The sequence below is a fragment of the Dermacoccus sp. UBA1591 genome (genome assembly GCF_002322065.1).
Lineage (GTDB): Bacteria > Actinomycetota > Actinomycetes > Actinomycetales > Dermatophilaceae > Dermacoccus > Dermacoccus nishinomiyaensis.
Genome location: NZ_DCNR01000029.1, coordinates 27,849 through 49,413 on the forward strand (window position 1 = coordinate 27,849; position 21,565 = coordinate 49,413).

20 protein-coding genes, 6 tRNA genes and 2 pseudogenes are annotated in these 21,565 nt (G+C 68.7%); 7 read left to right on the forward strand and 21 right to left on the reverse strand.

The genetic code is table 11. The annotated features are described in order from the left end of the window. Positions 1 to 29: 29 nt before the first annotated feature. From argG to B2284_RS03260, 10 genes and pseudogenes are all read right to left on the reverse strand, one after another. Positions 30 to 1,448: an argininosuccinate synthase gene (argG, locus tag B2284_RS03215; protein WP_038567937.1), complete on the reverse strand. Its 1,419-nt coding sequence runs from the start codon at positions 1,446 to 1,448 to the stop codon at positions 30 to 32. A 162-nt stretch (positions 1,449 to 1,610) separates the two neighbouring features. Continuing rightward, entirely contained in the window at positions 1,611 to 2,681 is a 1,071-nt protein-coding gene (gene moaA, locus B2284_RS03220) for a GTP 3',8-cyclase MoaA (RefSeq protein WP_286697179.1), read from the reverse strand. Continuing rightward, positions 2,678 to 3,115, reverse strand: a complete 438-nt coding sequence (locus B2284_RS03225) for a molybdenum cofactor biosynthesis protein MoaE (protein ID WP_006944537.1) — start codon at positions 3,113 to 3,115, stop codon at positions 2,678 to 2,680. The genes moaA and B2284_RS03225 overlap by 4 nt, the downstream gene beginning before the upstream one ends. Positions 3,116 to 3,192: 77 nt before the next feature. Continuing rightward, positions 3,193 to 3,269: transfer RNA gene (locus B2284_RS03230), tRNA-Val, on the reverse strand. A 59-nt stretch (positions 3,270 to 3,328) separates the two neighbouring features. Continuing rightward, on the reverse strand, positions 3,329 to 3,796 hold the full coding sequence (locus B2284_RS03235; protein ID WP_115296277.1) for a TIGR02611 family protein: 468 nt from the start codon (positions 3,794 to 3,796) through the stop codon (positions 3,329 to 3,331). Positions 3,797 to 3,965: 169 nt separating this feature from the next. Continuing rightward, positions 3,966 to 4,808: pseudogene (locus B2284_RS03240) on the reverse strand (aminotransferase class IV). Beyond that, on the reverse strand, positions 4,805 to 5,899 hold the full coding sequence (locus tag B2284_RS03245) for a chorismate-binding protein (protein ID WP_286697180.1): 1,095 nt from the start codon (positions 5,897 to 5,899) through the stop codon (positions 4,805 to 4,807). Before B2284_RS03245 ends, B2284_RS03240 begins: the two are co-directional and overlap by 4 nt. 122 nt (positions 5,900 to 6,021) lie before the next feature. After that, the gene (locus B2284_RS03250; RefSeq protein WP_074039219.1) at positions 6,022 to 7,140 is read right to left on the reverse strand and encodes a calcium:cation antiporter; all 1,119 of its coding nucleotides are present in this window, start codon (positions 7,138 to 7,140) and stop codon (positions 6,022 to 6,024) included. A 147-nt stretch (positions 7,141 to 7,287) separates the two neighbouring features. Next, a tRNA-Val gene (locus B2284_RS03255) sits at positions 7,288 to 7,362 on the reverse strand. A gap of 12 nt (positions 7,363 to 7,374) precedes the next feature. After that, a tRNA-Gly gene (locus B2284_RS03260) sits at positions 7,375 to 7,450 on the reverse strand. A gap of 190 nt (positions 7,451 to 7,640) precedes the next feature. Here B2284_RS03260 and B2284_RS03265 point away from each other — a divergent pair. The 3 genes and pseudogenes from B2284_RS03265 (at position 7,641) to B2284_RS03275 (ending at position 8,991) form a co-directional block, all read left to right on the forward strand. Continuing rightward, positions 7,641 to 8,000: a hypothetical protein gene (locus B2284_RS03265; protein ID WP_286697181.1), complete on the forward strand. Its 360-nt coding sequence runs from the start codon at positions 7,641 to 7,643 to the stop codon at positions 7,998 to 8,000. A 298-nt stretch (positions 8,001 to 8,298) separates the two neighbouring features. After that, a pseudogene (locus B2284_RS03270) lies at positions 8,299 to 8,571 on the forward strand (alpha/beta fold hydrolase); the annotation flags it as partial. Positions 8,572 to 8,718: 147 nt separating this feature from the next. Continuing rightward, entirely contained in the window at positions 8,719 to 8,991 is a 273-nt protein-coding gene (locus B2284_RS03275) for a hypothetical protein (RefSeq protein WP_286697182.1), read from the forward strand. 50 nt (positions 8,992 to 9,041) lie between these two features. Here B2284_RS03275 and B2284_RS03280 read toward each other — a convergent pair whose 3' ends face one another. The 5 genes from B2284_RS03280 to B2284_RS03300 form a co-directional block, all read right to left on the reverse strand. Continuing rightward, entirely contained in the window at positions 9,042 to 9,494 is a 453-nt protein-coding gene (locus B2284_RS03280) for a DUF5709 domain-containing protein (RefSeq protein WP_286697183.1), read from the reverse strand. Between the two features lie 275 nt (positions 9,495 to 9,769). Continuing rightward, positions 9,770 to 9,844, reverse strand: a tRNA-Val gene (locus tag B2284_RS03285). Position 9,845: 1 nt separating this feature from the next. After that, positions 9,846 to 9,916 (reverse strand) — tRNA-Cys (locus tag B2284_RS03290). A 38-nt stretch (positions 9,917 to 9,954) separates the two neighbouring features. Then, a tRNA-Gly gene (locus tag B2284_RS03295) sits at positions 9,955 to 10,027 on the reverse strand. Positions 10,028 to 10,113: 86 nt separating this feature from the next. Next, on the reverse strand, positions 10,114 to 11,283 hold the full coding sequence (locus B2284_RS03300) for a YihY/virulence factor BrkB family protein (protein ID WP_286697184.1): 1,170 nt from the start codon (positions 11,281 to 11,283) through the stop codon (positions 10,114 to 10,116). 112 nt (positions 11,284 to 11,395) lie between these two features. On the opposite strand from B2284_RS03300, the gene glgX reads away from it, so the two are divergent. After that, entirely contained in the window at positions 11,396 to 13,516 is a 2,121-nt protein-coding gene (gene glgX / locus B2284_RS03305) for a glycogen debranching protein GlgX (RefSeq protein WP_286697185.1), read from the forward strand. 121 nt (positions 13,517 to 13,637) lie between these two features. Here glgX and B2284_RS14350 read toward each other — a convergent pair whose 3' ends face one another. Then, the gene (locus tag B2284_RS14350) at positions 13,638 to 15,032 is read right to left on the reverse strand and encodes a PPK2 family polyphosphate kinase (protein WP_349676086.1); all 1,395 of its coding nucleotides are present in this window, start codon (positions 15,030 to 15,032) and stop codon (positions 13,638 to 13,640) included. 186 nt (positions 15,033 to 15,218) lie between these two features. Continuing rightward, positions 15,219 to 16,397: an alpha/beta hydrolase gene (locus B2284_RS03315; RefSeq protein ID WP_286697186.1), complete on the reverse strand. Its 1,179-nt coding sequence runs from the start codon at positions 16,395 to 16,397 to the stop codon at positions 15,219 to 15,221. A gap of 258 nt (positions 16,398 to 16,655) precedes the next feature. Between B2284_RS03315 and B2284_RS03320 the strand changes: the two genes are divergently transcribed. Beyond that, entirely contained in the window at positions 16,656 to 17,708 is a 1,053-nt protein-coding gene (locus tag B2284_RS03320) for an ATP-dependent DNA ligase (RefSeq protein WP_074045495.1), read from the forward strand. A 258-nt stretch (positions 17,709 to 17,966) separates the two neighbouring features. Here B2284_RS03320 and B2284_RS03325 read toward each other — a convergent pair whose 3' ends face one another. The 4 genes from B2284_RS03325 to ligD all read right to left on the reverse strand — a co-directional run bounded on the left by B2284_RS03325 (position 17,967) and on the right by ligD (position 20,045). Continuing rightward, complete coding sequence (locus B2284_RS03325) at positions 17,967 to 18,287, reverse strand: hypothetical protein (RefSeq protein ID WP_038567925.1); 321 nt, start codon at positions 18,285 to 18,287, stop codon at positions 17,967 to 17,969. 236 nt (positions 18,288 to 18,523) lie between these two features. Beyond that, positions 18,524 to 18,724, reverse strand: a complete 201-nt coding sequence (locus tag B2284_RS03330) for a GNAT family N-acetyltransferase (RefSeq protein WP_082740644.1) — start codon at positions 18,722 to 18,724, stop codon at positions 18,524 to 18,526. Positions 18,725 to 18,733: 9 nt separating this feature from the next. Continuing rightward, on the reverse strand, positions 18,734 to 18,940 hold the full coding sequence (locus tag B2284_RS03335) for a GNAT family N-acetyltransferase (RefSeq protein WP_082740642.1): 207 nt from the start codon (positions 18,938 to 18,940) through the stop codon (positions 18,734 to 18,736). A gap of 61 nt (positions 18,941 to 19,001) precedes the next feature. Further along, the gene (ligD, locus tag B2284_RS03340) at positions 19,002 to 20,045 is read right to left on the reverse strand and encodes a non-homologous end-joining DNA ligase (RefSeq protein WP_040014632.1); all 1,044 of its coding nucleotides are present in this window, start codon (positions 20,043 to 20,045) and stop codon (positions 19,002 to 19,004) included. Between the two features lie 69 nt (positions 20,046 to 20,114). Between ligD and B2284_RS03345 the strand changes: the two genes are divergently transcribed. Together B2284_RS03345 and msrB are read left to right on the forward strand one after the other, a co-directional pair. Then, complete coding sequence (locus B2284_RS03345) at positions 20,115 to 20,921, forward strand: hypothetical protein (RefSeq protein WP_286697187.1); 807 nt, start codon at positions 20,115 to 20,117, stop codon at positions 20,919 to 20,921. Between the two features lie 154 nt (positions 20,922 to 21,075). Continuing rightward, positions 21,076 to 21,486: a peptide-methionine (R)-S-oxide reductase MsrB gene (msrB, locus tag B2284_RS03350; RefSeq protein WP_038567920.1), complete on the forward strand. Its 411-nt coding sequence runs from the start codon at positions 21,076 to 21,078 to the stop codon at positions 21,484 to 21,486. Positions 21,487 to 21,565: the final 79 nt, after the last annotated feature.

The following is a 21,565-nucleotide window of genomic DNA, read 5'->3' on the forward strand; positions in this document are numbered from 1 at the left end:
TGGTCGATCGGCGCCGACGTCTCGGCAGGTCAGTCGGTGCCGAACTCCATCGCCGCTTCGTCGAGTGCGAGAGCGTCGGCGTCGACGTTCGGGTTCGACGCGATCTGCTGCGCGCCACCGGGCTCGAGCTGGCCGACGAGGTCGGTCTGCGCCTTGCCCAGCCCGCCGTGTGCGGCGTAGAACTCGAGCTTGCCACGCGTGTCGGCGATGTCGAGGTTGCGCATCGTCAGCTGCCCGATGCGGTCGACGGGGCCGAATGCGGCGTTCTCGGTGCGCTCCATGGACAGCTTGTCGGGGTGGTAGGAGAAGTTGTCGCCCTGGGTATCGACGATCGAGTAGTCCTCGCCTCGACGAAGGCGCAGCGTCACCTCACCCGTGACGGCGGACGCCACCCAGCGCAGCAGACCCTCGCGGATCATGAGCGACTGCGGGTCGAACCAGCGTCCTTCGTACAGCAGCCGCCCGAGGCGCCGTCCGTCGTTGTGGTACGCGGCGATGGTGTCCTCGTTGTGGACGGCGTTGAGCAGCCGTTCGTAGGCGATGAACAGCAGCGCCATGCCGGGCGCCTCGTAGATGCCGCGCGACTTGGCCTCGATGATGCGGTTCTCGATCTGGTCGCTCATGCCGAGCCCGTGGCGTCCGCCGACGGCGTTGGCCTCCTGGAACAGGGCGACGACGTCGCCGCCGAAGTCGTCACCGTTGATCGCGACGGGCAGACCCGATTCGAAGCGGATGACGACGTCCTCGGTGTCGATCTTCACCGCGTCGTCCCAGTACGCGACACCCATGATCGGCTTGACGATCTCCATCGACTCGTCGAGGTGCTCGAGCGTCTTCGCCTCGTGCGTCGCGCCGAGGATGTTGGCGTCCGTCGAGTAGGCCTTCTCGGCCGAGTCGCGGTAGGGCAGATCGTGCGCCGTCAGCCATTCGGACATCTCCTGGCGCCCACCCAGTTCGCTGACGAAGTCGGCGTCGAGCCACGGCTTGTAGATGCGCAGGCCCGGGTTGGCGAGCAGACCGTAGCGGTAGAAACGCTCGATGTCGTTGCCCTTGAACGTCGAGCCGTCGCCCCAGATCGACACGCCGTCGGCCTGCATGGCGCGCACGAGCAGCGTGCCCGTGACGGCGCGACCCAGCGGCGTCGTGTTGAAGTACGTGCGCCCGCCGGAGCGGATGTGGAACGCGCCGCACGCAATGGCGGCGAGACCCTCCTCGACGAGCGCCTTCTTGCAGTCGACAAGACGCGACAGTTCGGCGCCGTACTGGCCGGCACGGCCCGGGATGCCTTCGATGTCGTCCTCGTCGTACTGGCCGAGGTCGGCGGTGTAGGTGCAGGGGACGGCGCCCTTGTCGCGCATCCAGGCGACGGCCACGGAGGTGTCGAGGCCACCGGAGAAGGCGATGCCGACGCGTTCGCCGACGGGCAGGGAAGTCAAGACCTTGGACATGCCTTCAGAATACCCCGACTGAGTAGTTATGCCAAAACAGTGCATAACTACTCAGTCGGCAGGCCTGGGGAGGCGGGACGACGCGCCGGCGCCCCGCAGCGCGAGCCTGGCACCCACGTGTGCACCGACCCGACTACCCGACCTAGGCGCGCCATCGATCGCTCAGCCGCCGATGGCGCTCATCGGCCGCGGCGGCTGGAGGAATCCGGGTTCGTCGATGCCGTGGCCGGGTTGCTTGCCGGCGAGGCAGGCTCGGATGCGGGCGCGGACATCGGCGTCCGTGCCAGCGCTGCGCAGCACCGAGCGCACGTCGGTCTCGCCGCGCGCGAACAGGCACGAGCGCAGCTGGCCGTCGGAGGTGAGCCGCAGCCGGTCGCACGCGCCGCAGAACGGCATCGTCACGCTCGCAATGATGCCGACGCGGCCCGGGCCTCCGTCGACCTCGTACAGCTCGGCCGGGGCGGCGCCGCGTCCGGGCAGCGCGTCCAGTGAGTGCGTGCGACGCAGCAGGGCGAGCGTCTCGGCAGCCGTCACCATCTCGGCGCGGTTCCACACGTGCCCGCCGTCGAGCGGCATCTGTTCGATGAAACGCAGTTCGTGCCCCTCAGCGAGGGCCCAGTCGAGCAGTGCAGGCGCCTCGTCGTCGTTGACACCGCGCAGCAGCACCGTGTTGATCTTGATCGGCGCGAAACCGGCGCAGCGCGCCGCGTCGAGACCGGTCATGACGTCGTCGAGTCGATCCCGACGGGTCATGGTCGCGAAACGCGAGGGCGAGAGCGTGTCGAGGCTGACGTTGAGTCGCGCCAGGCCCGCGTCGCGCAACGGTTTCGCCAACTGCGCGAGCCGAACGGCGTTCGTCGTCATCGACAACTCGGGGCGCCCGCCCGGCCCCTCGAGTGCCGCCAGGCGTTCGACGAGGTCGACGATGTCGGGGCGCAGCAGCGGTTCGCCGCCCGTGAGGCGGATCTCGTCGATGCCGGCCTCGACGGCGATGCGAGCCACCGTGACGATCTCGTCGCTCGCCAACAACGAGTCGCGCGGCGCGAGCGGCACACCCTCGGCAGGCATGCAGTAGGTGCAACGCAGATTGCACTTGTCGGTCAGCGAGATGCGCAGGTCACGATGCACCCGCCCGAACGAGTCGACGAGCGGACCGTCATCCGAAACGCCTGCAGCGGTGGAGAGTTCGCCGCGCAGGGCACGGCGCACGCGGGGTGTCGGCAGGTCGATCATGACGGCAGCCCGGACCACACCGCGCTGCCGTCGCGCAGGTGTTGCTGCTTCCACAGCGGGACGTCGTGCTTGATGCGGTCGACCAGTTCGCCGCACACCGTGAACGCCAGGGCACGATGCGGCGAGCTGACGGCGGCGACGATGGCGCTCTCCCCCACCGCGACGCGTCCGATGCGGTGGCTGACGGCCACGCGTGTCTCACCGTACGGATCCAGCTGCGTGACGACGGCCTCCGCCACCTCGCGCAACGTCGCCGCGGCGCTCGGGTGCGCGGTGTAATCGAGCGCGACGACCTCGCCGTCAGCCTCCGGGTCGTGGTTGCGCACCGTCCCGACGAACGTCACGCACGCGCCCTGACGTGCGTCGTCGACGGCGCGCACGTGGGCGTCGACGTCGAGGGGCGAGTCGGTGACGGCGGCGAGCAGGACGGGCATGGGCGCTCCTTCCATCGGCGGCCCAGCGGTGTCCGCGGGACGCAAAAAACGCGGAATCCGATGATTCCGCGTCCTGATGGTGGATGTAAAGGGACTCGAACCCCTGACCTCTCGCGTGTGAAGCGAACGCTCTAACCAACTGAGCTATACATCCGTGTGGTGCGCGGGAAACACTAGCCCACGGCGTCGATGAACACCAAACGGGCCGGCGCGTCAGCCGCCGAGCCCCGGCACGTCGTCGAGCCAGTTCTCGGCGAAGTCCGGCAACCATCCCGGCACCCCGGACACCGCGAACATCGCCCAGAAGATCGCGACGACGAGCGCGAACGTCGCGAGACCGGCCAGCGCCTGCGCCCACCAGCCCTTGCGTTCGAGCCAGTCCCACCACGCTTGCACCTTCGCGCGTACCCAGCCGAGCAGCCGCTGCGCGCGCTCGAACTCGCTCGCCCAGATGCCGAGGCCGAGGAAGATGACGAGCCAGCCCGGCCCCGGAAACGGCAGCAGCACGATGCCCACGATGACGACGATTGCGCCGAGCACACCGACGCCGATGCGGTACAGTCGCGCGCTCTTCGGGTTGGCGCGGATGCGTCGACGCCACTCCCAGTCGTGCTCCTCGCCCTGCCCGGGCTCTCGAGAATCGCGGGAATCAGCGTCGCGGGCGGAGGTCGTCGAGCTCATGACAGCCAAGCCTAACGGGGGGGCGCCTGAGCCGACCATTCCAACGCCGCGCGCGGGAGACTTCACGGCCGGGCGTGAACCGACGTCAACCCACATCAACCGCCACGACATCGCGCCGTCCCGTGTCGAGGGGACCCCGCGCCGAGGCACACCCGACGGGAACCCGCCGTCAGCCGAGCAGCTCGCCCTGACGCTCGGCGAAGATCGCCGCGATGCGCGAGGTCATGGGTCCGGGGGTGCCCTCGTCGCACAGCGCCCGGTCGTTGATGGCGTGCACGCCCTGCACGTCGCGTGTCGAGGAGGTGACGAACGCCTCGTCGCATTCGTCGAGCACGTCGAAGCTCAGGTGTTCCTCGGCGATCTCGACGCCGGCCTCGCGCGCCCACTCGATCGTCAGCGCGCGCGTGATGCCGGCGAGCGGGCCGTCCTCGAGCGGCGGCGTGACGACGCGCTCACCGAGCACGACGAAGATGTTCGACCCGGTGCCCTCGCACAGGTTGCCGAGCGTGTTCGAGAAGATCGCCTCGCTCGCGCCGGCCTCCTTGGCCGCGGCGAGCGCGACGACGTTCTCCGCGTACGACGTCGTCTTCAACCCGGCGACGGCCGAGTTCTCATTGCGCGTCCAGCGCACCGTCGCGACCTTCGTCGTCGGCGCGGGTCGCGGCACGGCGCCCGCCGTCACGATGTACGTCTGCGGGGCGTCGCCGCGATCCTAACCAAGTGGGCCGACGCCGCCGGTCACGGTGTAGCGCAGGCGCCCGAAGTCGATGTGCTCACCCTCGAGCACGGCCTTGACGCCCTCGTCGATGCGGTCGCGATCGAGCTTCGGCAGGCCGAGGCCGGCGAGGCTGCGATCCATCCGATCATGATGACGCGACAACGCGAACACGCGGCCGCCGTCGATCTTGGCGGTCTCGAACACGCCGTCGCCGACGGTGATGCCGTGGTCGATCGGTGAGATGGCCGCGCCCTCGTCGACGCGGCGACCGTCGACCCAGATCCGGATGCTCATGGTGTCTCCTCCAGTGCCGCGCCCCGCGCGATGGCGAGCAGGCGATGTGCCTTCAGTTCGGTCTCATCCCATTTTGCCGTAGGCACCGAATCCCACGTGATCCCGGCGCCCACCCCGAAGTGGGTCGACGGAGACGATATCCCGTGCCCGTTCGCGGCCGCAGCCCCACCCCCGGCGGGTTTCTGCCAGAACGTACGGATGCCGACGGCCAGCTCCGCGGCGCCCCGATCGGCGTCGATCCACCCGATGGCGCCGCAGTACGGCCCGCGCGCCCCCACCTCGAGTGATTCGATGACGTCGAGAGCCCGCCGTTTCGGGGTGCCCGACACCGAGCCGGGCGGCCCCGTCGCGCTGAGCAGCCGCGCCCACGTCACGCCGTCACAGACCTCGCCCCACACCGTCGAGACGAGGTGGACGAGGCCGGGGTGCTGTTGCATCTCGAGCAGCGGATCGACGCGCACCGAGCCGGGCACACAGACACGTTGCAGGTCGTTGCGCACGAGGTCGGTGATCATGACGTTCTCCGTCACGTCCTTCGCGAGCATCGTCTCCGGACACGTCGACGTGCCCTTGATCGGCGCGGAACTGATGACGGCGCCCTCGCGCGCGAGGTACATCTCCGGCGAGGCGCTGACGATCTGCGGCAGGCCCGCGATGTCGATACGCGCGGCGTGACGCGCCGGGTTGTGGGCGAGCACGCCGCGGAACAGGACGTCGAGGTCGAGCGCGGCGTCCGTCGTCAGCGTCCGACAGAGGTTGACCTGGTACACGTCGCCTGCCGCGATGTGCTCGCGGATCCGTTCGACGCCGTCGCAGTAGGCGTCGCGCGACAGCGACGATCGCCATTCGACGTGACATTCCGCGGGCCTTGACGCCGGCTCGGCCAGGGCCGCACTCCCCCGCCACGGCTGCCTCGGGTGCCGCACCACCGATCGCATGCGCGCGGCCAGCAGCTCGCCCTCGAACGTCTGCACGACGACGTGGAAACCGTGCTCGAGATCGTCGGGATCCGACGTCACCGCCTCGACGTCCCACGCCGTGACGTCGCGAAAGAGCGCACGATCCGTGCTGGCGGCGAGAGCGTCGATCACGAGAGGCCACAGTAGTCCGGCCGCGTCCCGCGCAGGCGGATGCGCCGCAGCGGATGAGCCCGGCCACGTGGCGACCTACCGAGGACGCACGCCGTCGCGCGCTGCCCGGACGCGGGTCACGGTCACGGATTCGCGGCGAGGAAAACGTACGCGAACAGCAGCACCAGCAGGATCCACCCGGAGAACCGCGTCGCGCGGCCCTGGACGATCGTCAGGATGCCGACGACGAGGCTGAGCACGAGCAGCACGATGTGCATGCTGCCGAGGCCCAGTTCGAGCGGTGACGACAAGAACGGCGACAGCGCCGCGAGCGTCGGGATCGTCAGGCCGATGCTCGCCATCGCCGAGCCGTACGCGAGATTGAGGCTGTTCTGAACGCGTCCAGCGCGCGCGTACTTCGCGGCGGCGAGCGTCTCCGGCAGCAGCACGACGAGGGCGATGACGACGCCGACGAAGCTCTGCGGGAAGCCCGCGGCGTCGACGGCCTGTTCGATCGACGGCGACAGCACCTTCGCCAGACCGACGACAGCGACGAGCGCCACGACGAGCAGGCCCAGGCTGACGAGCGCGGCGCGCGTCGACGGGGCCGGGCCGTGGGCGTCCTCGTCTCCCTCGTCGTCGAGCGGCTTGCCGGCGCGGTCGACGGGCACGAAGAAGTCGCGGTGACGCACCGTCTGGGTGAGGACGAACATCGCGTACACACCGATCGAGCTGATCGCGGCGAACGCGAGCTGCGACGGCGAGAACTCCGGCCCGCTGCGGGCCGAGGTGAACGTCGGCAGCACGAGGCACAGCCCCGCGACGGTGACGACGCCCGCCAACGCGGCCGCCGACCCTTCCGGGTTGAAGCGTGCCAACCCGCGGCGCCCCGCGCCGAGGAAGATGCACAGACCGGCGATGCCGTTGATCGTGATCATGAGCGCCGCGAACACCGTGTCGCGCGCAAGCGTCTCGACGCCGTCCTTGCCGGAGGCCATGAGGGTGACGATGAGCCCCACCTCGATGACGGTGACGGCGACCGCGAGGACGATCGAACCGAGCGGCTCGCCCACCTTTGCGGCGATGACCTCGGCGTGGTGGACGGCGGCGAGAACAGCTCCGAACAACGCCGCGGTGACGAGGACGGCGACGATGCCCGGCAGGCTGCGTCCCCATGTGGCCGCGAGGACGACGGCTCCGAGGATCGGAGCCCACGTCGTCCACTGGGCGATTCCTGGTCGGTGCGTGGCTTCGGCGCTCATGCGCTCCCCTTGGATCGTGCGGCGGTCACGGACGCTGCGTGCTCGGCCCCTGCCTGAGGGAGACGGTTCCTGCGAGAGCGAGCCTCGATCAGTCTTGGCCGAATGTGCATCAAGGCCTCCGGCGACACGCCGAAGGCCTTGATGTGATGGTGGGCGATACTGGGTTTGAACCAGTGACCTCTTCCGTGTCAAGGAAGCGCGCTACCGCTGCGCCAATCGCCCCAGATATGGGAATGGAGCGGACAACCGGGCTCGAACCGGCGACCTCAACCTTGGCAAGGTTGCGCTCTACCAACTGAGCTATGTCCGCCTGTTTCCTCGGGCTTTCCGCCCTCGGCAACGACGAGAACGTTACCCGGATCATCGCGTGTTCACCAAATCGGCATCGCCGAGTCGACGGGGATCGGGGCCCACGCACGCCGCTCGACGAGTGCGCGATCGCGACGACGAAGGCGGGACGGAGGACGCTGGCTTCACGCCGACCGTGCCTCATCACGGCCGTGCTGTCCTCGACCTGGCTCATCGCGCCGCTGCTCGATCCGCAGCTGCATCCGTGGACGTCGTACGCCTCGGCGTACCTCGTCTCCGGACGCCCAGCCGCGACGCTCCTGCGCACCACCGACGGCCTCTCGGGAGTGCTGCTCGTCGTCATCTCCGCGCTGTCCTACGCCCGCCTGCGCATCGTGTGGCGGGAGCTGCGCCTCGACCACGACGCCGCAGCGGCCGTCGGTCACGTCTCGACCCGCCGTCGCGAACGCGTCGCCGTGCGGACGTGGTGCGCCGCCACGGTGCGGGCCGCATCGATTCGCCGGGCCGGGCCACCGCCGGGCGTCCGATTCGTCCTCGGCCTCCCCTGCTGAGCCGTTTCCCGGCGCGCTTCCCAGATGATCAGCGTGACGGGCCGCGCGACGCGCGTTCTCGACGCAGGCGACGGGCCCGCGCTCGCCTGCTCCCCCGGCATCGCGTCGTTCGTGTGGGATTGTGCGCCTGTCGCGCCATGCTTGTCGGCCACCCATCGCGTCATCGCCGTCGAAGCTCCCGCCGACGAGCGTCTTGGCACCGGGCACCTCGACGCCGAACGCCTTGATGTCGAGCACCCTGGCGCCGCGCATGTCCTGATGCCGCACGTCGCGATGTCGAACGCGCGGACGCCGACCGTCCCCAAGAACAGAAACGGCCGGCGCGCCGACCATGCTCGAGGACGACGCAGCGCACCTGCTGAACGCGCTCGACGCGCTGGGCGTGCCGGGCCCTGTCACATTCGTCGGTCATTCATTCGGGGCTGTCGTGGCGGAAGCCGCGGCGCGCATGGCCCCGGAGCAGGCCGCGGCCCTCGTCCTGCTCGACGGGTCACTCGCCGAGGACGGCTCCGCCGAGCCCGAGACGCCTCGATCGGGCCGACGCGCACGACTCCTGGCGGCAGCCCTGTGAAGCCGCTCGGCCGTCGCTGCTTGGCGGGTCTGCGGCCCCACGATTCGCACGCTGGCGGTGCCCGCGCGTCGTTCACTCGCGCGATCGGTCCCCGGCCTGCGCGACGAGATGGCGTCGATCAGCGTGCTCGAGACCTGTCTTCACGAATTGTCGGCATATTCGTCCTGCGTTCGTCAGCTGCATGCGCTGCGCACGACGTCACCGCTGACGCCGCAGTTGCCGACGCTCGTCGTCGCCGCCAACGGGCGCCTGCAGCGACGCACGCCAACCCGTTGGGTGCGCGCCGTGCTGCGCCAGGCGCGCGAAATCGCCGCCGATGCAGACGTGCGGAAGGCCGTCCTCGAGCGATCCGGCCATTTCGTCATGCTCGACCGCCCTCAGCGCATGGCCGACCTCATCCTCACGCTCGGATCCCGCTGACGGCGGCGCACCGCGACGCTCCGGCGGCCTCGCACTCTGCGTCCGCTCGATCAGGCGCCGGGCTCGTCGACGATGCCGTCGTCGAAACCCGCCGCGTCGCGACCGTCCGTGAAGTGCAGCGCAGCCTCTTCAGCGCTCGAGGCGCCACCCGCGAAACCGTCGTCCTTGGCGACGAGTTCGGATTCGCGATCCTCCGCCAGGCCCTCGTCGGGGGCGACGACGCGGCCGACGCGCGTGTCGTCGAACTCGTCGTCAGGTGACGGAACGCCGTCGGGGTTGCCGTACGCCGAGTCGGGGTCGACGTCGGGCACCTCCTCCTCGAGGCGCTCGTCGAGGGTCTCGTGCTCGTTCTCCCAGCGCTCGACGTTCGGCTCGCGCTCCGGCGTCGTGAACCCCTGGTCGAGCATGTTCTCGTACGTCTCGCCCGTGACGTCGTCGGCGGCCTGGGCCTGATCCGCGTAGCCGTCCATGGAGCCGAGGTCGAAGTTCGATTCATTCGTCATGACGCCATCATGCGCACATGAGCCGCACCAAGGAAAGCCGGCAGGCCCGCTGCACTTCGGTCGACGGCCCCGCCCGCATGCGCCGCTCGACTTTGCCCCACAACGCGTCATCCATGACGCGTTTCCGGGCGATGGCCGCCGGGCCCCGCGCCCACGGCGTCCCCCGCACACCGGCCCAGGATCTCTCGCCCAGCCGGCAGCTCGCAGCCTGCAGCGTAACAGCCACGATGCTCCCGACGGCCGGGCCGTGGGAGCATCGTGGCTGTGTTCGGTTCTGGTGGGCGATACTGGGTTTGAACCAGTGACCTCTTCCGTGTCAAGGAAGCGCGCTACCGCTGCGCCAATCGCCCGAGGTGGAGACGGGATTTGAACCCGTGTAGACGGCTTTGCAGGCCGTTGCCTCGCCTCTCGGCCACTCCACCGAACACGGTTCGCACCGTGCGTGTCCAAGAAGACACAGAGCGGACAACCGGGCTCGAACCGGCGACCTCAACCTTGGCAAGGTTGCGCTCTACCAACTGAGCTATGTCCGCCTGCTACTGCGCTGTCGCGCTGCAACGAGAGGAAACACTAACCGATGCTCACGTTCACGCGCAACGTGGGCGGCGCGGATGCCGCGTCACGCGCTGCGACGCTGCGCCATGTCGTCGGGGCGAGCAGACTCGGCGGCGGCTTCGCCCTGCGCCACCACGCCATCGTCGGGCCGCGCCCCACGATCCACCACGGCAGCTCGCTCGCCGTACGGGCGCCCATGCCTGGCGCCGGCCGACGTCTCGTTCTCCTGGTCGTACGGGGCGTCGTCGCCCGCCCGTGAACGCACCTTGGCCACCTGTTCCTCGATGAGCCCACGCGTCCGCGCACGCACTCCGACGGGCGCGGCGGCGACCGGCCACAGCCGCGCGACGGCACTGTTGAGCGCGGCACCGATGAGCACGGCGATCGACAACGAGTACAGCCAGATCAGCGCGATGATCGCTGCCGCGAGCGGGCCGTAGATCGAGATGCCGCCGACGGACGCCGACAACCAACTGCGCAGGAACAGCGAGATGATGACCCAGGCGATGAGGGTGAATCCGGCGCCGGGCAGGTCGCGCACCCATGGCGTGCGCACAGGTGTCGCGATGTAGTAGAGCGTCGCGAACCCGACGATCGTGATGGCGCCGACGACGGGCCAGTACAGCGTCAGCAGGAACAGCAGACCGGGCGGCAGCATGCGTCCGAGCAGATCCGGGCCGATGACGATGAGTGGCAGCACGGCGCCGATGAACAGCAGCGAGACGAAGTACAACGTCACCGACAGCGCACGGGCGCGCACGATGCCGCGCACGCCGCCCTGGCCGTACATGATCGAGATGGTGTCGACGATGACGTTGATCATCCGCGAACCGGACCACAGCGACAGCAGGAAGCCGATGGAGACGACGTCGGGGCGTCCGCCCTCGAGCGCGTCGTGCAGCGTCGGCATGACGACGTTCTGCAGCGCCTCCCCCGACAGGATCCCCTCGAGGTAGCGCTCGATCGAGCGGACGATGTCGTCCACGGTACGTCCGCCGAGGGCGCCGCCGACGTAGCCCATGACGCCGAGCAGGCCGTAGACGAGCGGCGGGAAGGACAGCAACGCGAAGAAACCCGCCTCGGAGGCGAGGCCGGTGACGCGGTAGCGCATGCACTGACGCAGCGTCTCGAGCACGAGGCGGCACACGGCGTAGAGGCCGGGCACGCGGCGCGCCACGCGGCGGGCGCGGGTACGCAGCATCGACGGTTGATCCTGCTCCGCCTGCTCGCTCACCCGAGCACGTTAGCGGCGTTCGTCGCGGAAGGCGGGGAGGCTCGCCGCAGCCGTGTCCACGCCCGAACCGGCGTGCGACGAGCGCGTCCTACTTCATGGTTAGGTAGACGCCATGGATATCTGGCCGGGCAAGCCCTACCCCCTCGGTGCCACGTTCGACGGCACCGGCGTCAACTTCGCAATCTTCTCGGAAGCGGCCGAGAAGGTCTTCCTCTGCTTGGTCGACGACGACATGGTCGAGACGCGCATCGAGCTGACGGAGGTCGACGGCCACGTCTGGCATGGTTACGTGCCGAGCGTGCAGCCCGGTCAGCGGTACGGCTACCGCGTCGAGGGCCCGTACGACCCCGAGAACGGGCAGCGTTGCAACGTCAACAAGCTGTTGCTCGACCCGTACGCGAAGGCGATCGAGGGTCAGATCGACGGCGACGAGTCTTTGTTCAGCTACTACTTCCTCGAGCCGGACAAGCGCAACGACGACGACTCGCTCGCTCACACGATGCTGAGCGTCGTCATCAACCCCTACTTCGACTGGGGTCACGACCACCCGCCGCAGCACGAGTACCACCAGAGCGTCATCTACGAGGCGCACGTCAAGGGTCTGACGATGACGCACCCGGACGTGCCGGAGGAGATCCGTGGCACGTACGCCGCGATCGGTCACCCCGCGATCGTGCAGCACCTCGTCGACCTCGGCGTGACGGCGATCGAGCTCATGCCGGTGCACCAGTTCGTTCAGGACACGACGCTCGTCGAGAAGGGCCTGACGAACTACTGGGGTTACAACACGATCGGCTTCCTCGCGCCGCACAACGCGTACTCGGCGAGTGGTGAACGCGGTCAGCAGGTCACCGAGTTCAAGGCGATGGTCAAGGCGCTGCATGAGGCGGGCATCGAGGTCATCCTCGACGTCGTCTACAACCACACCGCCGAGGGCAACGAGAACGGCCCGACGCTGAGCTTCCGCGGCCTCGACAACGAGAACTACTACCGCCTCGTCGACGACAACAAGGCGCACTACTTCGACACGACGGGCACGGGCAACTCGTTGCTCATGCGCAGCCCGCACGTGCTGCAGCTCATCATGGATTCGCTGCGGTACTGGGTCAACGAGATGCACGTCGACGGTTTCCGCTTCGACCTCGCTGCGACGCTCGCGCGTCAGTTCCACGAGGTCGACCGGTTGAGCGCCTTCTTCGACATCATCCAGCAGGATCCGGTGATCAGCCAGGTCAAGCTCATTGCCGAGCCCTGGGACGTCGGTGACGGCGGCTACCAGGTCGGCAACTTCCCGCCGCTGTGGACGGAGTGGAACGGCAAGTACCGCGACACCGTGCGCGACTACTGGCGTGGTGAGCCGGGTTCGCTCGGCGAGTTCGCCTCCCGTCTCACTGGTTCGAGCGACCTGTACGCGCACTCGGGGCGTCGACCGATCGCGTCGATCAACTTCGTCACCGCGCACGACGGCTTCACGATGCGCGACCTCGTCAGCTACAACGAGAAGCACAACGACGCCAACGGCGAGGGCAACAACGACGGCGAATCGCACAACCGCAGCTGGAACTGCGGCGTCGAGGGCGAGACCGATGACGCGAGCGTGCTCGCGCTGCGGGATCGTCAGATTCGCAACCACCTCGCGACGCTCATGCTGAGCCAAGGCGTGCCGATGCTGCTGCACGGTGACGAGCTGGGACGCACGCAGGGCGGCAACAACAACACGTACTGCCAGGACAACGAGATCTCCTGGATCGACTGGGATCTCGACGACCGTCGCCGTTCGTTGCTGGAGTTCACGCAGCAGCTCATCGCGTTGCGTCGTACGCACCCGGCGTTCCAGCGTCGACGCTTCTTCGCCGGCGACGCCGAGCACGGTGGGCGCAGCGACTGGGGCGACATCGTCTGGTTCGGCGCGAACGGTGAGGAGATGCAGGACGGCGACTGGGCCTCCGGAGCCGGCACGATCATGGTCTACCTCAACGGTGACGCGATCCACGCGCAGGATGCGAAGGGCCAGTCGGTCGTCGACGACCACTTCCTGCTGCTGTTCAACCCCGGCCACGACGAGACGCACTTCGTCATCCCCGAGGTCGTCAAGAAGGGTTCGGAGTGGAGTTTCGCCATCTCCAGCCTGCCCGAGGACGCCGAAGCAGGCGTCGAACTGAGCGGCGGCGACACCGTCAAGCTGCCCCCGCGCACCCTCGCGGTGCTGCAGGCGCCACGCACAGAGAGCTGACGAACGCATGACGAGGGGCTGACCGGTTCGATCGAACCGGTCAGCCCCTCGTCATGTTCGTCTTCTCGTGCCTGGCGCGCCGCCGGCCGTGCTCGTACGGACCCGGCCCGCGGCGTGTACGTCAGAGCTTCTCGAGGCGAGCGCGCTGCTCGGGGACGTCGAACGTCGCCTCCGGCCACTCGAGGGCGAGGGCGCGCAGGTGCTCGAGGACGAGCTGCTGCACAGCAAGACGCGCATACCACTTGTTGTCGGCCGGGACGACGAACCACGGCGCGACGTCCGTCGACGTCTTCTCCAGCAGCGCCTGGTAGGCCTCCTGGTACTCACTCCAGTAGGAGCGTTCGACGAGGTCGCCCGGGTTGAACTTGTAGAACTTCTCCGGGTCCTCGAGACGCTCGGCAAGGCGCGCCTTCTGCTCGTCGGCGGAGATGTGGAGCATCACCTTGATGATCGTCGTGCCATTCGCGACGACCGACTCCTCGAACGCGTTGATCTGGCCGTAGCGACGCATCCACACCGGTCGCGAGACGAGGTCGTGGACACGCACGACGAGGACGTCCTCGTACTGGCTCCGGTCGAACACCCCGACATAACCGGGCTTGGGCAGCGCATTGCGGATGCGCCACAGGAACGGATGCGCTTGCTCTTCCTTCGTCGGCGTCTTGAAGGCCGTCAGCTCGACGCCCTGTGGGTCCATCGTGCCGACGACGTGACGCATGATGCCGCCCTTGCCGGAGGTGTCCATGCCCTGCACGAGCAGCAGGACGCTGCGCCCGCCGGGGTGACGCTCGCTCGCGTAGAGCCGCTCCTGCAGGTCAGCGAGCTCGTCGCCCGTCTTGCGCATGACCTTCTCGGCCTTCTTGGGCCCGCCGTCGAACGCGGGCGTGGACGACGCGTCCAGGTCGGCGAGGACGAACCCCTCACCGACGCGCAGCGCCGAGGCGAAGTCGCTCTTGACGGCCTTGAACTTCTTCGTCTCCTTGCGCGTCGCCTTGTCACGGCCGACGTTCGCGATGACCTCCTCGGCCTGCTTGAGACGAGCCACCTTGGCGGGCGCAAGGCGAGCCGTGCTCGTCGACGTGTCGACGTTCTTCGCCTCGGACGTGGCGTCGGACGCCGACTTCTCCGCCTTCTTCTCGCCCTTCGCCGTCGGTGCCTCCGCCTCGGCGGTCTTCGACGTGGCCGCCGTCTTGGCCGCGCTCGCCTCGGACTTCTTCGTCGCCTCGGACTTCTTCTTCGCGTCGGACTTCGCCGTCGTGTCAGCCGACTTCTTGCTCGAGGACGACTTCTTCGACGCCTTGCCAGCCGACTTCTTCTTCGGCTGCGCGTCAGACGTCGTGGTCTTCGTGGACGCTCCCCCGGCGGCCGTGGTCTTGGCGGACGTCTTCGACGACGTACCCGCCTCCTTCGCCGACTTGGTCGTGTCGCTCTTGGTGGCGACCTTCGACGACGAGGAGGCGCTCTTCGCTGCCTTCTCGGGCGCCTCGGGCGACTCGCTCTTGGCCTTCTTGGACATACCAGTCATCGTGGCAGACCCGACCGGCGTTGTCATGCACTTCGCCTCCGCACGGACAAGCGATTCGGCGAGATCACGGTGATCCGTTGGGGCGCAACGCTTTCGAAGGACGCCGATTCAACGCTCGTCGGCGACAGAGCGACCACCACCCGCTCGTTCCGCAGCGATCAGGCGTACGAACGGCGCTCAGCGAGCGAGGAACTCGCGGACGTATCGCTCCCAACGGGCCGGGTCGGTGTTCCACTCGCGCACATGTCGGGCCTGCTCCCAGCGCTGCCAGGTGACGATGTCAGGGCGCAGTCGTGCGAGCTCCGCGCTCGGTCCGTAGGGCACGAACTCGTCGTCGACGGAGTGGATGACGAGCATCGGCTTCGTCAGCTCGTCGGCGCGCGCGACCCAGTTCGTCAGCGTGACGTCGATCGCCTGCGCGAGCCCCGTCATCCGCCGGCTCGATCGGTTGCCGCCCAACAGACGTGCCGCGAGGTCGGCGAGGCGCGGGTGCAGCCGATTGGCCCGCGCATGGTGAGCCATGACGTCGGCCCAGTCGAGCACCGGCCCGTCGAGGACGACGCGACGCACCGCCCCCGCGTGGCCGCTGCGCGCGAGTACCTGCATGACGATCGCGCCGCCCATCGACCAGCCGAGCAGGTCGATGCTGCGCGCGCCCTCCCGCAGCGCGAACTCGAGGGCGAGATCGACGTCTTCCCACTCGGTGAGTCCGAGGGCGTACTTGCCGTCGCTGCTGGCGGGCCCGTCGGAGTCGTTGCGGTAGCTCGGGATGATGCACGAGATGCCGAGGTCGGTGAGCACCGGGACGGCGCGCAACGTCTCCCCGCGACGGGCGCCGCGGCCGTGGACGAGAACCGCCCAGCGGGTGCCGTCGCCGGCGCGCGTCACCCATGCCGGCGCGCGGCCGTTGACGGTGGGAAGCGCGAGTTCTTCGGTTCGGATGCCGTACGCGTCCTGGGGCGAACCGTCGACGTACCAGCCGCTCCAGCGGGCGGGGCCCGGGAGGAGCTCGCCGCGCGTGACGGCGTCGACGGCCCGGATGACGCCGCCCGCGTCGGTGTGACCGAGGATCTCGCCGATGCGAGCGTGGCCGCGTTCGTCGTCCCAGTACAGCCCGTAGCGGCCGGGCGCGAGGGATTCGACGCTCGACGCGAAGACTGCGCTCGTGGCCACCCCGTCGAGGCCGTGACGGACGGTCAGGACGTCCGCGTCGTTCGGTTTTTCCTTCTCAGGTGTGACGAGCTTGCGCGCGAAGACCGCCGCGATGGTGACGGACGCCGCGCTCGTCGTCGCGGCGAGCGCCGCGCCCGTTCCGAGACCGAGCACGACGGACTGGCGGCTACTGAGACGCTTCACTCTTCAATTGTTTCATCGCGGCGGCCTCACGCCGTCGGGCGCCCCGTTCGTTCATCGGTGATCGAGGGTGTTCGTCGCGCCGACCTCCCCGCTGTCGGGACGCTTCTGGTTTCGGCGACCGCTCGTTCGTTCACTCGTGGCCGGGGTGTGCCGCTGCGCGCGTTCCGGTCGTGATGGTCATGAGTGACGCCTCATCTCGGATCGGAGCAGCGCCGAAGCACGGGCCGCGGCGACACGGATGGGGCGACAATGGGTGGCATGAGCTTGCCCATCACACTGCCCGTCCAACCGATGCTCGCGAAGGCCGTCACGAGCGTGCCGGAGGGTGACGAGTTCACCTACGAACCGAAGTGGGACGGTTTCCGCTGCATCGTCGCGCGGGACGGCGACGACGTCGAGTTGCACTCGCGCGGCTCGAAGTTGCTGACGCGCTACTTCCCGGAACTCGTCGAGGCGCTGAAGTTGGCGCTGCCCGAGCGTGTCGTCCTCGACGGTGAGATCGTGCTGCGTCAGGGCTCGCCCGGGCATGAGCGGCTCAGTTGGGACGCGCTCAGCGCACGCATCCACCCCGCCGCGTCGCGCATCGAGAAGTTGGCCGCAGAGACGCCGGCGCAGTTCGTCGCGTTCGATCTGCTCGCCGAGGGCGACGACGACGTCATGGGCGAGCCGTTCGAGAAACGTCGCGCACGTCTGGAGGCGCTGTTCGCGCAGTGGCCGACGAGCGATTCGGTCTACCTGACGCGCACGACGCGCGACGCCGACGAGGCACGTCGCTGGTTCGAGCAGTTCGAGGGCGCGGGGCTCGACGGCGTCGTCGCGAAGCGTCGCTCCGACGTCTACGAGCCGGGCAAGCGCACGATGCTCAAAATCAAGCACAAGCGCACGGCCGAAGCCGTCGTCGTCGGTTATCGCGTGCACAAGAGCGGCGATGGCGTCGGATCGCTGCTGCTCGCGCTCGCCGACGCGGACGGCGAGTTGCACAACGTCGGGGGCGTCAGCGCGTTCACGGCGGCGCGACGGCGCGAACTCGTCGACGAACTCGACCCGCTCGTCGTGCGCGACGCCGACGGCAACGCCGCGCACGGTGAGACGGATCGCTCACGCTTCAGCAGCTCGAAGGACGTCTCGTTCGTGCCCCTTCGCCCCGAACGCGTCGTCGAGGTCGCGTTCGATCAGTTGGAGGGCAACCGCTTCCGTCATGCCGTGACGTTCCTGCGCTGGCGCCCCGACCGCGAGCCGACTTCCTGCACTCTCGAGCAGGTTGAACGCGCCCCCGACTATGACCTCGGAGAGGTGCTGCGACGCGGCTGACCCGCCGCGCCTGGTTCGCCGTCACGCCCGTTCGTCGTCACGCCCAGCGCCCCGGCATCCCCGTCGTCATCGCTCCCCCGTCGTCCCTACTCCCCTGACGACGACCGTTCTGCGATTCCTGTCCCCTTCGCGAATCCCGTTTCCTTTCTCGATTTGCGTCCACATCTGCGATCTTCGTCCACATTCTCAAGCCAGCAGGTCCCAACGGACGCCGGCGTGAATATGGACGAAGATCGCAGATGTGTACAGGCGAGCGCGTCAGCCCGCCAGCGCGATGTTCTCGTCGACGACGGGCTTGTCGGCCTTCTTGCCGAAGCGCTGCTGCGCCGCCTGCTTGCTGATGCCGAGGCTCTCGCCGATCTGGGCCCACGAGTCGCCCTTGGCGCGACGCTCGGCGACGACCCACTTGATCGTGTCGGACATGAGGTTGTTGAGCATGGCGAGCCCCTCGAGCTCGTCCTTGGTGAACAGGTGCGTCTGCACCCGGAAGCCCTCCATGATGCGCGCGGCCGCCTCTTCGACGGACTTCTCGGAGATTCCGCGCAGTTCCTGGGGCAGGGGCTTACTGATCTTGGGCATGCCCTGAGGCTAGGTCGCGCAGCAGGGCGTGTCAATTAGAGTTGACTGGGTCACAGAGCCGCACCCCATCGAATACTCCACGCACCCCTACGGCTGTCGCCCATCACATCGCGCGACCGCGAGCAACCTCGCCGCTGGGCTCGACGTGGCAACGCACGCGTCGCACGACTACGTCGCTCGCGGCGCCTCCCAGATGACGTGTTCGACGGGTCGCGATCGTGCTGGCGGTCGCTGAGCTACAGCCCCACGCGCTCCGCCACCCGCGCTGACGCCGGGTTGTTCGTCGCCATGACGGCGACGAGCGGCGCGTCAGGCCCCTGGCGCAGCGCCCATTCGACGACGGCGCTGGCGGCCTGGGCCGCGTAACCCGGGCCCCAGTGGTCGGAGTCGAAGCGGTAGTAGAGGTTGAGCACGGGCTCGCCACCGAGGTCACGCAGCTCTACGCCTCAGAAACCGACGACCTCGCCCGTGTCGTCGACGACGGCTGCGTACCCAAACCCGTGCTGACGCCAGTGCGCGCGCCACGACGCGATGAGGTCGACGGCCTCGGAGGCCGCCTTCATGCGCCCCGACGGCAGATGGGCATACGTCCGCGGATCCCCGTGGATGCGCCAGCACGCGTCGACGTCGGCGTCCGAGGGCTCGCGCGGCACGCGTCGACGTCGGCGTCCAACGGCTCGCGCAGCACGAGCCGCTCGGTCTCGAGCCACGGCGTCACGGCGCGTCTTTCTTGGCGCGGCTCGGCTGCACGCGCGGCGGCTCACCGGGCATTTTCGGGTAATCGGGCGGAAACGGCAGCTCGGGCAGGCCGCGTTCGACGTCGGCGTCCCACAGCGCGATGGCCGCGTCGACGTCACCGACATGGTCGTTCATCGACTCCCCCGGCGCCCGCGCCCATGCGTCACCGTCCGCAGCGACGATGCCGGGCACGGTGCGCACCGTGAAGTCGGACGGCGTGACGTCACGCAGCTGCGACCACGCCACCGGCATCGAGACCGGCGCACCCGGCAGCGGCCGCGGCGAATACGCCGCGGCGATCGTCCGGTCGCGGTTCGCCTGGTTGAAGTCGACGAACACCTTCTCGCCGCGCAGCTCCTTCCACCACTCCGTCGTCACCAGATCGGGCAGCCGACGCTCCAACTCGCGCGCAATGCCGATGACACCGTGACGCACGTCGAGGAACTCCCGCGTCGGCGCGATGCGTGCATACACATGGACGCCACGGTTGCCGGACGTCTTGACGAACGGTGTGAACCCCAGCGACTCCATGAGCTCCTTGAGCGCGAACGCCGCCTCGACGGCATCAGCGAAATCGCGCCCCGGCTGCGGGTCGAGGTCGATGCGCAGCTCGTCAGGATTGTCGTTGTTCTCGGCGCGCACGGGCCACGGATGAAACGTCACCGTGTTCATCTGCACGCACCAGGCGAGCATCGCGGGCTCGTCGAGGACGAGCTGCTCGTGCGCCCGGGCGCTCGGGTACGTGCACATCACACTGCGCGCGTAACTCGGCGCACCCTTGGGCGGGTTCTTGCTGAAGAACGGCTTGTCCGCCAGCCCCTTCGGGTAACGCTCCAACGCGACAGGCCGATCGCCGCTCCAGCGCAGAAACGGCTCGGCCACGGCGAGCACATACTCGACGAGGTCGAGCTTCGTCACCCCGTCGTCGGGATAGACGACGCGATCGGGACTCGACACCCTGACGGTGCGCTCCTCGCCGTCGGGGCCGGGAATCTCGAGGGTCACTGCGGTGGACGCCATGCTCGAAGCGTAGGCGACAGATGCCCGCCCCGCGTTGCCTCGCCCCACTCGCCTTGGCAGGGTTGAGGCATGCCGTCCCCCTCCGCCTCCCGCGTGAGCGAGCCCGACCTGGGCCCGTTCTTCCGCGTGGATGCCATGACGCCGGGGGCGGATTGGCGGCCCCTCGGCGCCGACCTCGCGTCCCGTGGCGCCCTGGGCGCGTGGATCGACCGAGCTCGCGAGCGGACGGCCGCTGCCGGTTCTCTTCACTCCGATGATGTCGACGTCCGTGCGCTCGGCGCCGTCTTGCATCTCGGGGTGTGCGCGCGGGTGCTGTCACCGTGGATCGGGTCGGCGCTGCGGAATACACCCTCCGGGGGCTCGAGAGGTGCCTGCGTCCCCACGCTCGACCAACTGTTCTGGCAGGACGACGGCACGACCACGTTTCCGCTGGCGCTCTCCCCCGAATGGAGTGCCCGGCCGGCGCTCGCCACCCCCGTCGCACACGCCGCCAGCGACGCGAGCGTCGCCGTCAACACGAGCGTCGATCACTTCGCCCGCGCCCTCGTCGATCGACTGGCAATTCCACTGACGTCGACCGCGCTGACGCCGTCAGCTCCGATTGCCTGGGGCAACGTGGCGTCGGCGCTCCATGGCGCGGCGCGCACCGTCGTCAGGGTCGATCCCGGCCAGTCGACGGCGGTGAGACAGATCGCCGATGCCTGCCTCACGGCACTGACCGCAGCCCGTGGCCGACCACTGACCGACGGCCGCATCGGGACAGGGAGCTTTCGCCGTCACAGCTGCTGTCAGCTCTATCGGCTGCCGGGCAACTCACGCGACACGGTCTGCGGCGACTGCGTCCTGCGGGAACGAACCGGAGCCCAACATGGTTGACGCTGACGTGGGCCCGAATCGTATGTCAGGCCGCCCCCTGCTCGGGGGACGCTGCCAGCGCCAGCAAAAGGGCTCACCGCTCCACCAACCATGACTCAACACCCCACGGCCCGCCACTCGGCGGCGCCGACGCCCTCGTCCAGGAGGTTCTTCGATGAGCGACCCGACAACCCCGACGTCCGAGCAGGACTGGCGAGCCACGCTCTCCCCCGCCGAGTACGCCGTCCTGCGCGAGGGCGGCACCGAGCCGGCCTTCCGTGGCGAGTACACCGACACCGAGACAGAGGGCGTCTACGCGTGCCGCGCCTGCGGCGCCGAACTGTTCACGAGCCGCGAGAAGTTCCACAGCGGATGCGGCTGGCCCGCGTTCTTCGCGCCCGCCGATGCTGACAACGTCCGTCTGATCGAGGATCGCAGCCACGGCATGATACGCACCGAGGTGCGCTGCGCGAAGTGCGACAGCCACCTCGGCCATGTGTTCCGCGGTGAAGGTTTTTCGACGCCGACCGACGAGCGCTACTGCATCAACTCGATCAGCATGACGCTGCGGCCCGCCACGAACTGACGGTCGCCACGCCCGATCCTGACGTAGCCCCACCCTGCCGCGGAGGATCTGCTCGAGAATTACGCATCTGCACGAGGAA